We start from the raw sequence: 12,955 nt of genomic DNA, 5'->3' as shown, positions 1-12,955 counted from the left end.
TGGCGCTCGATGGTGGTACGAGGTGGTGACGCGAGCGCATGCTATTCAAGGGTGCGGCGCGGTCAAGGCACCCGTTCAATTCCTCGGCGGCTGGTTGGGTAGTGGATTCAAGTGACAGAGCAATCTGATTCCACCAGGTTCTCGCGCGAGATTAGGGCGCGAGAGAATCGCGCCTGGCAGCTCCATGGCCCTGTCCTCTACCGATTTAGAACGATGGCGACCGTCATCGCCCTCCTTGCGTTGGTCTGTGTTTCATATCTTGTTTTCTCGACGCTGGCCAGCCTGTATCCTGGCGCCGGTTCCATTCGCCCGTTCGGGCCGTCTGAACGGACGGTCCAGGTGCGGGCCGAGAGTTGCCATCGAGTGGGTCCAATAAGCGAGAATGGATTGGGGAACTGGTGGGTGTGCCGGGCGCGACTGCAAGCTGATAGCGAGAGGACGGAGGTGCTGGTCACTAGGTCCATCATAAAGCCGGCGGACATCGGAACGGTTATTGAGTTGCGTCAGGCGTGCTCCGGATCGGCCGCCTTGGATTGCAGCTATGGCAAGCCGACCGGAATCGGATGGCAACTTTACTATGGTTCCTTTTATATCATCTACCGCCTGTTGGTGATTGTGCTAGTCTTCTGTGCCTTCATATTTCTGGCCCGAGCGGTTTTGGGGGTTCCTCGATATTTCGCAATCAGGGACCGTATGCCGGGAAGCTAGTCGGGCGATTCGAGGGCGCTGTTCGGCGCCGTCATAGGGTCATCGTGACGCCGATGTCGGCTCGTCGGAGGCGGCTGGCGTGGGATGGGTCAGCCGTTGTTTCCCCGGACAGCTAGGGGAGAAGTCGATGATGGAGTACCAGAAGTGCGGCTACGGCATCTGCCGAGCGGATCTCACCGGCTGCGACCATCTCGGGAATTTGGGCGAGGGGGACCCACTCTCGCTTCTCGGATTCGAATTAGCCGGCGAGTTCAGTTGGTGGAAGCATTTGCCTCGACGAGTTCGGTGAATATCTCGGAGGGCTTCTTCCAACCGTGGATCTTACGGGGTCGGTCGTTGATCTCGGAAGCCACCATCGCGAGGTACTTCGGGTCGGAAGTGATCGGGACATCCTTGGGGAAGTACTCCCGCAGGATCCGGTTGGCGTTCTCGTTGCTGCCACGTTGCCAGGGTGAGTGCGGGCGGGCGAAGTACACCGGCAGCCCGGCGGCGGTGATCCGCGCGTGCTCGGCCATTTCCGCCCCACAGTCCCAGGTCAACGACCGGGCGAGCCGCGGCGGTAGCGTCCCGGCGACGGCGATGACCGCGTCGCCGACGGTCAGGGCGTCCCGACCGGTCAGCGGGACCAGGACCACGAACCGGGAGGCTCGCTCGACCAGGGTCGCCACCGCCGTCTTACCCGCCTTGCCGATGACCAGGTCGCCCTCCCAGTGCCCAGGGACCTGCCGGCCCTCGGCCTCGGAGGGGCGTTCGTCCAGGTAGCGGGGCTCACGGATCCGCGGTGCGGGTTGCGGGCGAGGCCCGCCACGGCGGGCTGTACGGCCGGTCCGCAGCCGGATCAGCTCCCGCGCCAAGGTGGACACCGGCTGGGCGTACACCCACTGGTAGATCGCCTCGTGAGACACCCGGTAAGCCTGATCGTCCGGGTAGTCCAGCGCCAACCGACCCGCGACCGACGCCGGGACCAGCCCAGCCGCAGCCGCTCGGCTACCACCTCCCGTAGGCCCGGCACTCGTTCGACCGCCCACGTCTTCGGACGGCGCCGCGAAACCGCCGCCACGGTGTCGGCGGTCGTGGCCCGGTACCCGGTCCGACCACCGTGCCGGGCGACCTCCCGCGAGACCACCGACGGGTTCCGACCGATCAGGACACCGATCTGCTTGTACTCCAGGCCTTCGGCGAGGCCACGGGATATCTCTTCCCGATCGGTCAAGGTCAACATCGCACGCACGGCGGAACATCCTGTCCCACCCAACCACCAAGATCAAATGCTACGACCGGCTGAACCTGCCGCCTTCAGGTTCGCCGACGTGCTCAGCGCCGTCCGCCAGGTATACGTGATGCTGTGCGTCGGATAGCCCGTTGGACGGCTCGACCGTGATGAGCGGCGTCAGTCGTCCGGGTTGCCAGCCGGTTTCTTCGAGCATCTCGCGTGCGGCGGCCTCTTCGATCGTCTCGTTGGCATCGACGACGCCAGCGGGTAGTTCCCAGCCCCAGGTGTCGGGTATGAAGCGATGCCGCCACAACAGGAGCACCTCGCCCTGATCGTTGATGGCCGCGCAGAGCGCGACCGGACGCTTCCGGATCAGGAAGTGGTCGAGGTGCCTTCCGTCGGGTAGTTCCACGTCGGCGAGGTTCACCGTCAGCCACTTGTTCTCGTAGACAGTGTGCTCGCCGAGGTTCTTCCACCGCATTCGCCGTCGACCGCCCTTCCCACGTTGCGGCAGCCCATAGCGCGATTGGGCGCTGTCTCAATCCGGCACCCGGTTGTACCGGTCCATCGTGGCTTTGCTGGTCGAGGCGTCCCGGAAGACCAGCTCCCAGGGGCCGGTGTTGATATCCATGTCCTTGCCGAACCCGACCCACTTCCCGGTCATTCGCCGACCGGTCGGCTCGACCAGCATCTGAATGGCCCCGTGATACCGGCCGCCACGGTAGTAGCCGCTCGGGTCAGTCTGCTCGGTCCAGGTACCGGTGACGACGCTGCCGTCGATCGTCATGTCGATGGTGAGCGAACCCTCCGCAGTGTTCGGCAGGCTGCGTACCGTCAGGCGGTCTCCGTGCTGCAACACGACCACGTGGTGCTGGCCGACGAATGCCTCGTCCCGTCCGCTGGAGAAGTACTCGTACCGGCTCAGCCAGATGCCTGAGTAGTTGCGGTAGGGACTGCCCTGTGAGGCCGGTGCGCCGGCGGGCATCACCGGAGCGCTGGTCGGCGATGCGAGATCGTGTCCGCCCTGACCGTCTGGCGTCACGCTGGCATATGCGGCGGCCGCGAAGCCCAGGGACTCGATGGGCAACCCGGTGACCACCTCCAGCGCACGAGCGTAGACGGGCCGGGGGGCGGTGATCGAGCCCGACTCCCAGCGCTGCACGAGTCGCTTGTTGGCGTCGTTGGGCTGGCCGGCTCGACGGCCGGCGTCCTGGAGAGCGCGGGCGAAGTCGTCCTGACTCATCCGCATGCCTAGTCGGACGGCTCGGAGTGAGCTGTTCGGCGCGGTCATACGGTCACCGTAACGCCAATGTCGCCGGAATGTCGCCCCAAATGCCGCTGGTTCGCCGTCGGCGCTGTCGTCGCGGATGGTGATGCATTGGATACATCCTGTGCCCTACGACTGCGCTGGGCGTCCTGCTCTCCGCGAGGTCTGGATGCGCGCCGACTGAGCGGCAACGAGTTCTCCGAGCGCGTCCGCTACAGATCTTGAATAGCCAGGTTCGTCCGATGTGGTCTGTGTGATGGCCTTGGGCTGGGGTAGATCAATGGGATGAGGTATCCCGATGGAGGTGGGTTGTCCGCGCGGGGGCGGGCGAAGCGTGAGGCGGTACGACACCAGGCGGCCGGGTGGTTCGCCCAGGGTGTGTCGGTGCCGGAGGTCGCCCGCCGGTTGCGGGTGTCTCAGACGGCGGTGTACGGGTGGCGCAAGCGGTGGCGGGCTGGTGGTGAGCAGGCCCTGGCCTCGAAGGGGCCGGGTGGGTCTCGGTGCCGCCTGGACGAGGGCCGGCTGCGGCGGCTGGCCGATGCCCTGGAGGAGGGGCCGGCGGCGCACGGCTTCGGTAATGATCAGCGGTGGACCCTGGCGCGGGTGTCGGACCTGATCGCCCGGTTGTTCCATATCCGGTACACGATGCGCGGCACGGCGAACATCATGTACCGGCTGGGCTGGTCGGTGCAGGTCCCCGCGCATCGTGCGGTCGAGCGTGACGAAGCCGCGATCACCACCTGGCGCAAGGAGACGTGGCCGGCGGGAAAACGGTAGCGGCGCGGCGGCAGGCATGGCTGGTCTTCGAGGACGAGGCCGGTCAGACGTTGCGCCCTCCAAAGGCACGCACCTGGGGACGACGCGGGCACACCCCTGTGGTTCCGGTGTCGGGCAAGGGCTCCGGCCGCGTCTCGATCGCCGGGCTGACCTGTTACCGGCCCGGGCAGCGGTCCCGGTTGATCTACCGAACGATCGTGCACCGCGGTCGCAAGAACGAGCGCCGCAGTTTCAGCGAACGCGACTACATCGCCCTGCTCGACGCTGCCCACCAGCAACTCGGCGGCCCGATCGTGTGCGTCTGGGACAACCTGAACACCCACGTCTCCGCCGTCATGCGGCAGATGATCGATGCCCGGGACTGGCTGATCGTCATCCGGCTACCCGCCTACGCCCCGGACCTGAACCCGACCGAGGCAGTGTGGTCCCACCTCAAACGCAGCATCGGCAACCTCGCCGTGGCTGGCGTCGATCACCTCCTCGCGATCATCAAGAACCGACTCAAGAGCATCCAGTACCGCAACGACCTGCTCGACAGCTTCCTCGCTCACACCGGACTGACCCTCGAACCCGACACAACCTGACCATTCAAGATCTGTATCTGCCGCCGGCTTGGGCTGGCGTTCGAGCCGGCGGCCCCAGATGAAGGGGAAGAGGAACGATGCTGACACGAACCCGAGGATGGATCTGGATGCGGCAGCGCAGAGTGCGTGACTTCCGCTGGGACGGGCGTCGGTGGGTACGGGTGCCGGGGCCGAAGCGATGACCGCACAGTCTCCACGCGTTCCTTCGCCAGAGATCCCCGAACTGCCCGCCGGGACTCTGCTGCGGCTCCGGACCGGGGACTGGTACCACATCCACGACCTGCCCTGCACCGCGTACTGCGACATGACGGTGACCAAGGTCCATGCCGGGGTGACCCGGGAGGACAGCGGCCATCTCTGGGTCTGGGTCACCGGCCATGACCATCCGACCTGCTCGTGGTCGTCGGTGGAGCCGCACGCGCCCTGCATCGGACTGATGGTCCGCCTCGACGTGCTCCGTCGACATGCCCGGTGAGCGCCCCTCGCCGGCCGACATCCTGGATGTCGCGCGGCGCATCATCAGGGCACACGAGAACAACACGTGTCCCCGCTGCACCCCAGGCGGCTGCCCGGCGGACGAGTGGGCGGCGGTGACGCTGTTCGAGGATGCGGTGGCGGCGGGACCGCGCGGGCCGAAGACTCTCGACGACGTACGCCGGATCGCTGACCGGATCCGGAGCGCCATCGACGGTGCCGAGGTGGCGGGCGGGGTCGACAGGATTGGATCGGACCCATTTGAATAGGGCGATGCACCGGTCCTCCGGCCGAGGAAGTCCGGCGTACCGGGAAGATCGGCACCTGTAGCTTATTTTCACCCTCTGAACTCTGCTGTAGGTTACCTTCACGTTCCCCGGGGTCGGCGCGGCTCGGGCCGGGTGAGCGGCGGAACCGGTGACGGAGCAGGAAGAGGGAGGGCGCTGGTGGGAACACCGGCATCGACAGCGTCGTCCGCGCCCCCGACGGACGAGGCGTACCTGCGGGTGCGGGACCTGCGGGTGCGGTTCCGTACCGAGGACGGGGTGGTGCGGGCGGTCGACGGGCTCTCGTTCGCCGTACAGCGCGGACGCACCCTGGGCATCGTCGGCGAGTCCGGCTCGGGCAAGAGCGTCACCAGCCTGGCCGTGCTCGGGCTGCACGACCCGAGGCGTACGGAGATCAGCGGCGAGATCCTGGTCGGTGGGCGGGACATCGTCGGGCTGCCCGACGCGCAGTGCCGCAAACTGCGCGGCCGGGACATGGCGATGGTCTTCCAGGACCCGCTCTCCGCCCTGCACCCCTACTATCCCGTCGGGCGACAGATCGCCGAGGCGTACCGGGTGCACCATCCCGGCGCCGGTCGCCAGGCCGCCCGGCGACGCGCGGTCGAGATGCTGGGCCGGGTCGGCATCCCACAGCCGGAGCGCCGGGTCGACGACTACCCGCACGAGTTCTCCGGCGGGATGCGCCAGCGGGTGATGATCGCGATGGCGCTGGTCAACGACCCCGACCTGCTGGTCGCCGACGAGCCGACCACCGCGCTGGACGTCACCGTGCAGGCGCAGATCCTCGACCTCCTCGCCGACCTCCAGTCGGAGTTCAACTCGGCGATCGTGCTGATCACCCACGACCTCGGAGTGGTCAGCCAGGTCGCCGACGACGTACTCGTGATGTACGCCGGCCGGGCCGTCGAGCACGGCAGCGTCGAGCAGGTGCTGCGCCGGCCGCAGCACCCGTACACCTGGGGGTTGCTCTCCAGCGTGCCGTCGTTGCACGGTGACGCGGCCGCGGACCTGGTGCCGATCCGGGGCAATCCGCCGAGCCTGATCCACCTGCCGCCTGGCTGCGCCTTCCACCCCCGCTGCCGGTACGCCGACCGGAGCGGCGGTCGCTCCTCGACCGAGGTACCCGAGCTGCTGCCGGTGGCCGAGGCCGGTCACCTGGTCGCCTGCCACCTGTCCGAGGCCGACCGGCAGCGCTACTACGCCGACGAGATCGCCCAGGTGGGGGTGGCACCGTGAGTGCGCAGACAGAGGCGGCGCCGGAGCGGCCGGCCGGGGCCGGGGGCGAGCCGCTGCTGACGGTGACCGGGCTGACCAAGCACTTCCCGGTGCGCTCCGGGCTGCGCCGTCGTGGCCTGGTACGCGCGGTCGACGGGCTGGACTTCGAGGTACGGGCGGGGGAGACCCTCGGCCTGGTCGGCGAGTCGGGCTGCGGCAAGACCACCACCGGCCGCCTGCTGGTCCGGCTGCTGGAGCCGACCGCCGGCAAGATCGTCTTTGAGGGGCGGGACATCACGCACGCGTCCCGGGGCGAACTCCGACCGCTCCGTCAGGACCTCCAGATCATCTTCCAGGACCCGTACGCCTCGCTGAACCCCCGGCACACCGTCGGGCGGATCGTGGCGATGCCGTTGCAGGTCAACGGGATCGTCCCGCCCGGCGGCGTGAAGCAGCGGGTACGCGAGCTGCTCGAACTGGTCGGGCTGAACCCCGAGCACTACAACCGCTATCCGCACGAGTTCTCCGGCGGCCAGCGGCAGCGGATCGGGATCGCCCGTGCGCTGGCCCTGCGGCCGAAGCTGGTGGTCGCCGACGAGCCGGTCTCCGCGCTGGACGTGTCGATCCAGGCGCAGGTGGTCAACCTGCTCCGCGACCTGCAACGGGAGCTGGATCTCGCCTTCGTCTTCATCGCGCACGACCTCGCCGTGGTCCGGCACTTCTGCCAGCGGATCGCCGTGATGTACCTCGGGAAGATCGTCGAGACCGGGGACCGGGTGGAGATCTACCAGCGGCCACGGCATCCGTACACCCGGGCGCTGCTCTCCGCCGTACCGGACGTGACGAAGTTGGGGCCGGCGGGGCGGATCCGGCTCACCGGGGACGTACCGACGCCGCTGGATCCACCGTCCGGCTGCCGGTTCCGGACCCGCTGCTGGAAGGCCCAGGAGATCTGCGTGACCGAGGAGCCGCCGCTCACCGGCTACCCGGGCGGGACCGGCGCGGTGGCCTGCCACTTCCCGGAGGAGGGTGATCTCCCGTGAGCGCGAGAACGAGCCGGGTTCGCGAGTCTCGCAGCGCGAACGAAGGCGAGTGCCGTGAGTGAACAGCAGGTCGGGGCGGTCGCGGCCGGGGTCGGCCCGGTTCCGCCGGTTCCGGAGGGCGTACCGGACGGCACGCCGCCCGACGGCGGCGTCACCAGGGCGGTCGAGGCGGACGGGTTCGTCGGCCGGTCCCCGGGACAGCTCGCCTGGCGGCGGTTGCGCCGGGACAGGGTGGCGCTGGTCAGCGGCGCGGTGCTGGTCTTCTTCGTGCTGCTGGCGGCGGCCGCGCCGCTGGTGGCCCGGCTCTACGGCAAGGGGCCACAGGAGCGGTTCCCGGAACGCCTGGACCGGAACGGGTTCCCGCTCGGCTACGCCGGGGTCTCCGGTGAGCACTGGTTCGGCATCCAGCCCGGGATCGGCCGGGACATCTTCATCCAGGTGGTCTACGGGCTGCGTACCTCGCTGATGATCGCCTTCACCGCCGCCGTGTTGACGATCGCGCTCGGCGTGGTGATCGGCATCGTCGCCGGGTACGTCGGCGGCTGGGTCGACGCCGTGATCACCTGGGTCCTCGACCTGGCGCTGGCCTTCCCGTTCTACATCTTCTGCTTCGCGTTCGTGCCGCTGGCGGTCAACCAGTTCTACGGGCCGCGCGACGAGGTGGCGTCCTGGTTCAGACCGGCGTTGCTGGTGTTGATCTTCGTACTCTTCAACTGGACCATCTCCGCCCGGCTGGTCCGGGGACAGGTGCTCTCGCTGCGCGAGCGGGAGTTCGTCGAGGCGGCCCGCGCCTCCGGGGCGGGGCTGGGGCACATCCTGTTCCGGCAGCTCCTGCCGAACCTCTGGGCGCCGATCCTGGTGACCTTCTCGTTGAACGTGCCGGCCCTGATCACCGCGGAGGCGGCGCTGTCGTTCCTCGGCATCGGGGTGCTGGAGCCGACACCCGACCTGGGCCGGCTGATCAACGACAGCGTGCGCTACATCCGGGACGTACCGAGTTTCACCATCGTGGGCGGGACCACGCTGTTCCTGCTGGTGCTGGCGTTCAACCTCTTCGGCGACTCGCTGCGCGACGCGCTCGACCCGAAGTCGAGCAGGTAGGAGGCGTCCGTGCTGCGATTCGTGGTCAAGAAGGTACTGCTGGCCCTGAGTACCCTGCTCGCGGTCAGCGTGATCACCTTCGGGATGTTCTTCGCGGTGCCCAACAACCCGGCCGAGTTGATGTGCGGGGACAGCAAGAACGTCTGCAGTCCGGAGCGGATCGAGATGATCGAACGCCGGATGGGACTGGACAAGCCGATCCCGGCGCAGTACGGCGAGTTCATGCGGGGCATCTTCGTCGGCCGTACCATCGGCGCAGGCGAGACCGCCCGGGACTGCCCCGCGCCCTGCCTCGGCTTCTCGTTCCGCAACGACGAGCCGGTGACCGGGATCGTCGGGCGTACCCTGCCGGTGACCCTCAGCATCGTCTTCGGCGCAGCCGTGGTCTGGCTGGTGCTGGGCGTCTCGATCGGGATGGTCTCGGCGCTGCGCCGGGGGACCGTCTTCGACAAGCTGGCGGTCGGCACGTCGCTGGTCGGCGCCTCCATGCCGATCCTGCTCTTCGGGCCGCTGCTGCTGATCGGACTGGTCTACGAGACCGGCATCCTGAGCTATCCGCGCTACACCCCGCTGACCGAGAATCCGGTCGCCTGGGCGTCGGCGATGCTGCTGCCCTGGTTCGCGCTCGGCTTCCTCAACTCCGCGACCTACGCCCGACTCTCCCGGGCACAGATGCTGGAGACCCTCTCCGAGGACTTCGTCCGGACCGCGCGGGCCAAGGGACTGTCCAAAATCACCGTGTACGGCCGGCACGCGCTGCGCGCCGCGATCACCCCGATCATCACCATCGCCGGGCTGGACCTCGGTGCCTACCTCGGCGGCACCGTCATCACCGAGACGGTCTTCGGGTTCACCGGGCTCGGCAAGACGGCGCTGAACGCGGCGCTCAACCTGGACATGCCGATCGTGATGGCGACGGTACTGCTCGCCGCCGTCTTCGTGGTCGCCGCCAACGTCCTGGTCGACGTGCTGTATGCGGTGGTCGATCCCCGGGTCCGACTCGGGTGACCGGATGACCGTCCGGTGGCGACCCGGTGGCGGGTGCGGAAACGTTGTCCCATCGTTACTGCTATGAAACTTACCTTCAAGTCTGCTTGAGTGAATATTTCTTTCAACAGATTGACGCCGATCCGACCTGCGGGAACGAAACCAGGAGGAATTCCTATGCGACCCAGGCTCGCGGTGGCCGCGACGAGCGCCGCGCTCGTGCTCGCGACCAGTGCGCTGGCCGCCTGCTCGGAGAACACCGGCGAGAACGGTGACTCCGACAACGGCGGCGGCAAGCAGTTCACCAGCTCGATCGCGACCGACCCGAAGGACTCCCAGGGGCCGGCCGCCGAGGTGCCCGGGGCACAGTCCGGCGGCGTGCTGAAGGTGATCCAGGAGGCCGACTTCGAGCACCTGGACCCGCAGCGGAGCTACACCTTCGCCGCCATGTCGATCCAGCAGATGTTCGTGCGTACCCTGACCGTCTTCAAGGACGACGGCAAGGGGAAAGTGCTGCTCGTCGGCGACCTCGCCACCGATGCCGGCAAGGACGTCAACTCCGACTGCAAGACCTGGGAATACACCCTCAAGGACGGGGTGAAGTTCGAGGACGGTACGCCGATCAAGGCCGCCGACGTGGCGTACGGGATCGCCCGCTCCTTCGAGGAGACCATCGACGGCGGGCCGACGTACATCCAGGAGTGGCTGGCCGACAGCCCGGAGTTCAACGCGACGTACAAGGGGCCGTACACCTCCGGCACCGACACCGTCCCCGGGCTGACCGTCAGGGACGACAAGACCCTGATCTTCAACTTCGCCAAGCCGCACTGCGACCTGCCGTTCGCGCTCTCGCTGCCGACCTCGGTGCCGGTGCCGAAGGCCCAGGACACCAAGACCGAGTACGACCGCCGGGTCGTCTCCTCCGGGCCGTACAAGATCAAGGAATACGTCAAGGACACCCGGTTCGTGCTGGAGCGCAACCCGAACTGGGACCCGAAGACCGACCCGCTGCGGCACGCCTACCCGGACAACATCGAGGTGGAGATCGGGCCCGACGACGCCGCCGCCACCGAACGGGCGCTGGCTGGCCAGGGCGCCGACCAGACGGTGGTCTCCTGGGACGGGGTGCCGCAGGCACTGGTCAACCAGGTGCTCGGCAACAGTTCGCTGGGTGAGCGGGTGCTGCGCAAGCCGGGCCCGTCGGTCTGGTACCTGAGCATAAACAACGAGCGGATCAAGGACGTGAAGGTGCGCCAAGCCATCGCGTACGCGATCGACAAGCAGGGCATCCTCGCTACCCAGGGCGGTGACGCCGCCGGCAAGGTGACCCACACCCTGCTCGCCGACACCACCATCGGGCACACCGACTACCCGAACCCGTACGACGGCGGGCCGACCGGCAACCCGGAGAAGGCCAAGGAACTGCTGGGCGGGCAGACGCCCAAGCTGGTCTTCATGTCCCGGAACAGCGCCTTCGGCCAGCAGACCGCGCCGATCGTCGAGCAGAGCCTGGAGAAGGCGGGCTTCGACGTCACCGTGCAGTATGTCGACCAGCCGGCCCACAACCCGACCGCCCGGACCCGGGGCAACCCGTACGACATCTACCTGTCGAACTGGGCGGCGGACTGGCCGAGCGCGGTGTCGACCATCCCGGTGCTCTGGGACGGCCGCAAGCTCGGGCCGCAGGGCAACTCCAACGTGTCGTACTTCAACGCCGACGACGTGAACGCCGAGATCGACCGGGTCAGCAACCTGCCGGCCGGCGAGGCGGGACCGGAGTGGGCCAAGCTCGACCAGATGATCACGGAGAAGTACGCCCCGGTCGTGCCGCTCTACCAGGTCAACGTCCTCCTGGTGACCGGACCGAAGGTGGGCGGCATGATCGTCTCCGACCAGTTCGGCATCCCGGTCTTCTACAACAGCCACGTCAAGCCTTAGCCGGGTCCGTGCAGGGGCTCCCTCCGGTCGCGTCCGGAGAGGGCCCCTGCACGTCTCAGCTCAGCCCAGCGGGCCGACCGCGATTCCGGGGCCGGCGGCGCTCAAGAACCGGGAGGCGGTGGGGCAGCGGCGGCGGGTCAGCGCCAGCCGTACCCGGTCCGGAGCGCCCGGCCGATCCGGTCGAAGCGGGCCCGGTCCAGCACCGCGCCCTCCCGCCGGATGCTGTCCTCGCGCATCGTCAGGACCCGGTCGAGCCGGATCCAGCTCGGCCGGTTGTCCCGGTCCCACTCGCCGGGGCCGAGGGCGAGCCAGTGCCGCTGGCCGTCCCGGTCGCTCTTGCTGGAGAGCATCAACCCGAAGAGGGTCCGGCTGACCCGCCCGACCACCAGCACCGGGCGGTCCTTGCCCTGGCGCGGATCGTCCTCGTACGACACCCAGGTCCAGACGATCTCGCCCGGATCGGCCTGCCCGTCGAGTTCGGGCGCGTAGACCAGCTCCCGACGTTGCAACGCCGAGACCTGGCGCCGCCGCGCGGGCTGAGCGGGAATGGGGCCGGCGGTAGGAGTGGGGGCACGCCGAGTCACCCGGCTGACGGTCGCGGTCACGCCCTTCCAGAGATTCGCCACGGCGGAACCCTACCCGTCGCCGGTGCCCGTTGACCGCCGGGCTCGGGCGGCACGTCAGCATGGCCGATCGGAGCGTTCAGGCCGGCGGCGTCCAGTTGGGGTCGCGGCCGGCGAAGCCCAACGCCCGGTCGAACGGCGGTGCGTCCGCCGGCACCGGCACCACCGGCCCGAACAGCCCGTCGCGGCCGGCGGCCTGCTCGGGCCGGGCCGCCTCGGTGGTGAACGCCAGCACCGCCTCGGTGCTGGCCGGATCGCAGTGGAACGGCTGCCCGGTCGCCTTGGCCAGATCCCAGCCGTGCAGCACCAACTCGTCCAGCGCGACCACGCCCATGACCTCGGCCGGCATCGTCACCCCGCCGGCCGTGGTCATCCCGGCCCAGGCATCCGGCTGCCGCCACGCCTCGGCCAGCTCGGTCAGCCGGGCCGGCAGAATCGTGCGCCACTGTGGATCGAGGTTGTCGGCGCTGGCCGGTGGCGGCGGTGCGGAGACGCCGGGCCCGTCTGCGCCGGACTTCCGGGCGGCCCAGGTGAAGGCGAGCGACAGCCCCATCAGGTGGTCGAGCAGGGCGGCCACCGAGGTGTCCGTGCTCGGCGTCGGATCGGTGAGCTGCTCGTCGGTCACGCCGCCGGCCAGCCGGATCACCTCCTGAGCGGCAGGATCCAGGTCGAGCATCTGCGACTCCCCTCGGGGTCTCGGTGCGGGAGCACGCCCGAACCGACTCGCCGATCGACGGG

Annotated in this window: 15 protein-coding genes and 1 pseudogene; 10 read left to right on the top strand and 6 right to left on the bottom strand. The window is 68.5% G+C overall.

Annotated features, from left to right (window positions below; genetic code table 11):
- Nucleotides 1-213 precede the first annotated feature (213 nt).
- A complete protein-coding gene (locus R6Y94_RS45210; protein ID WP_412102824.1) occupies nucleotides 214-708 on the top strand; it encodes a DUF6346 domain-containing protein in 495 nt (164 codons plus the stop codon).
- A gap of 251 nt (nucleotides 709-959) precedes the next feature.
- Here the strand turns inward: R6Y94_RS45210 and R6Y94_RS20855 are convergent, their stop codons facing one another.
- The 4 genes and pseudogenes from R6Y94_RS20855 to R6Y94_RS20845 all read right to left on the bottom strand — a co-directional run bounded on the left by R6Y94_RS20855 (nucleotide 960) and on the right by R6Y94_RS20845 (nucleotide 3,212).
- On the bottom strand, nucleotides 960-1,736 hold the full coding sequence (locus tag R6Y94_RS20855; RefSeq protein ID WP_412102823.1) for an IS30 family transposase: 777 nt from the start codon (nucleotides 1,734-1,736) through the stop codon (nucleotides 960-962).
- 83 nt (nucleotides 1,737-1,819) lie between these two features.
- Nucleotides 1,820-1,930 (bottom strand): annotated as a pseudogene (locus R6Y94_RS45205) (helix-turn-helix domain-containing protein); the annotation flags it as partial.
- A gap of 49 nt (nucleotides 1,931-1,979) precedes the next feature.
- Nucleotides 1,980-2,402, bottom strand: coding sequence for an NUDIX hydrolase (locus tag R6Y94_RS20850; protein ID WP_318397559.1), 423 nt, complete (start codon nucleotides 2,400-2,402; stop codon nucleotides 1,980-1,982).
- A 57-nt stretch (nucleotides 2,403-2,459) separates the two neighbouring features.
- Nucleotides 2,460-3,212 carry an XRE family transcriptional regulator gene (locus R6Y94_RS20845; protein WP_318397558.1) on the bottom strand — a complete coding sequence of 251 codons (753 nt, stop codon included), beginning with the start codon at nucleotides 3,210-3,212 and terminating at the stop codon, nucleotides 2,460-2,462.
- A 261-nt stretch (nucleotides 3,213-3,473) separates the two neighbouring features.
- On the opposite strand from R6Y94_RS20845, the gene R6Y94_RS20840 reads away from it, so the two are divergent.
- The 9 genes from R6Y94_RS20840 (at nucleotide 3,474) to R6Y94_RS20800 (ending at nucleotide 11,594) form a co-directional block, all read left to right on the top strand.
- Nucleotides 3,474-3,965, top strand: coding sequence for a winged helix-turn-helix domain-containing protein (locus R6Y94_RS20840; RefSeq protein ID WP_318397557.1), 492 nt, complete (start codon nucleotides 3,474-3,476; stop codon nucleotides 3,963-3,965).
- Entirely contained in the window at nucleotides 3,944-4,549 is a 606-nt protein-coding gene (locus tag R6Y94_RS20835) for a transposase (protein ID WP_318397556.1), read from the top strand. Before R6Y94_RS20840 ends, R6Y94_RS20835 begins: the two co-directional genes overlap by 22 nt.
- A gap of 178 nt (nucleotides 4,550-4,727) precedes the next feature.
- A complete protein-coding gene (locus R6Y94_RS20830) occupies nucleotides 4,728-5,024 on the top strand; it encodes a hypothetical protein (protein ID WP_318397555.1) in 297 nt (98 codons plus the stop codon).
- The gene (locus R6Y94_RS20825) at nucleotides 5,014-5,292 is read left to right on the top strand and encodes a hypothetical protein (protein WP_318397554.1); all 279 of its coding nucleotides are present in this window, start codon (nucleotides 5,014-5,016) and stop codon (nucleotides 5,290-5,292) included. The genes R6Y94_RS20830 and R6Y94_RS20825 overlap by 11 nt, the downstream gene beginning before the upstream one ends.
- Before the next feature lie 177 nt (nucleotides 5,293-5,469).
- Nucleotides 5,470-6,546 (top strand): ABC transporter ATP-binding protein, encoded by a 1,077-nt coding sequence (locus tag R6Y94_RS20820; RefSeq protein WP_318397553.1) that lies wholly within the window; start codon nucleotides 5,470-5,472, stop codon nucleotides 6,544-6,546.
- The gene (locus tag R6Y94_RS20815) at nucleotides 6,543-7,568 is read left to right on the top strand and encodes a dipeptide ABC transporter ATP-binding protein (protein ID WP_318397552.1); all 1,026 of its coding nucleotides are present in this window, start codon (nucleotides 6,543-6,545) and stop codon (nucleotides 7,566-7,568) included. The genes R6Y94_RS20820 and R6Y94_RS20815 overlap by 4 nt, the downstream gene beginning before the upstream one ends.
- A gap of 54 nt (nucleotides 7,569-7,622) precedes the next feature.
- On the top strand, nucleotides 7,623-8,669 hold the full coding sequence (locus tag R6Y94_RS20810; protein WP_318397551.1) for an ABC transporter permease: 1,047 nt from the start codon (nucleotides 7,623-7,625) through the stop codon (nucleotides 8,667-8,669).
- A gap of 9 nt (nucleotides 8,670-8,678) precedes the next feature.
- Nucleotides 8,679-9,677 (top strand): ABC transporter permease, encoded by a 999-nt coding sequence (locus R6Y94_RS20805; RefSeq protein WP_318397550.1) that lies wholly within the window; start codon nucleotides 8,679-8,681, stop codon nucleotides 9,675-9,677.
- Between the two features lie 156 nt (nucleotides 9,678-9,833).
- Nucleotides 9,834-11,594: an ABC transporter substrate-binding protein gene (locus R6Y94_RS20800; RefSeq protein ID WP_318397549.1), complete on the top strand. Its 1,761-nt coding sequence runs from the start codon at nucleotides 9,834-9,836 to the stop codon at nucleotides 11,592-11,594.
- A gap of 137 nt (nucleotides 11,595-11,731) precedes the next feature.
- Here the strand turns inward: R6Y94_RS20800 and R6Y94_RS20795 are convergent, their stop codons facing one another.
- Nucleotides 11,732-12,220, bottom strand: coding sequence for a type II toxin-antitoxin system PemK/MazF family toxin (locus R6Y94_RS20795; protein ID WP_318397548.1), 489 nt, complete (start codon nucleotides 12,218-12,220; stop codon nucleotides 11,732-11,734).
- A gap of 76 nt (nucleotides 12,221-12,296) precedes the next feature.
- The gene (locus R6Y94_RS20790; RefSeq protein WP_318397547.1) at nucleotides 12,297-12,893 is read right to left on the bottom strand and encodes a TIGR03086 family metal-binding protein; all 597 of its coding nucleotides are present in this window, start codon (nucleotides 12,891-12,893) and stop codon (nucleotides 12,297-12,299) included.
- Nucleotides 12,894-12,955 lie beyond the last annotated feature (62 nt).

It is taken from the genome of Plantactinospora sp. KLBMP9567 (assembly GCF_033446045.1).
In the GTDB taxonomy this organism is placed as follows: domain Bacteria; phylum Actinomycetota; class Actinomycetes; order Mycobacteriales; family Micromonosporaceae; genus Plantactinospora.
The sequence above is the reverse complement of the archived record's forward strand: the minus strand, read 5'-3'. Positions and strand labels throughout refer to the sequence as shown.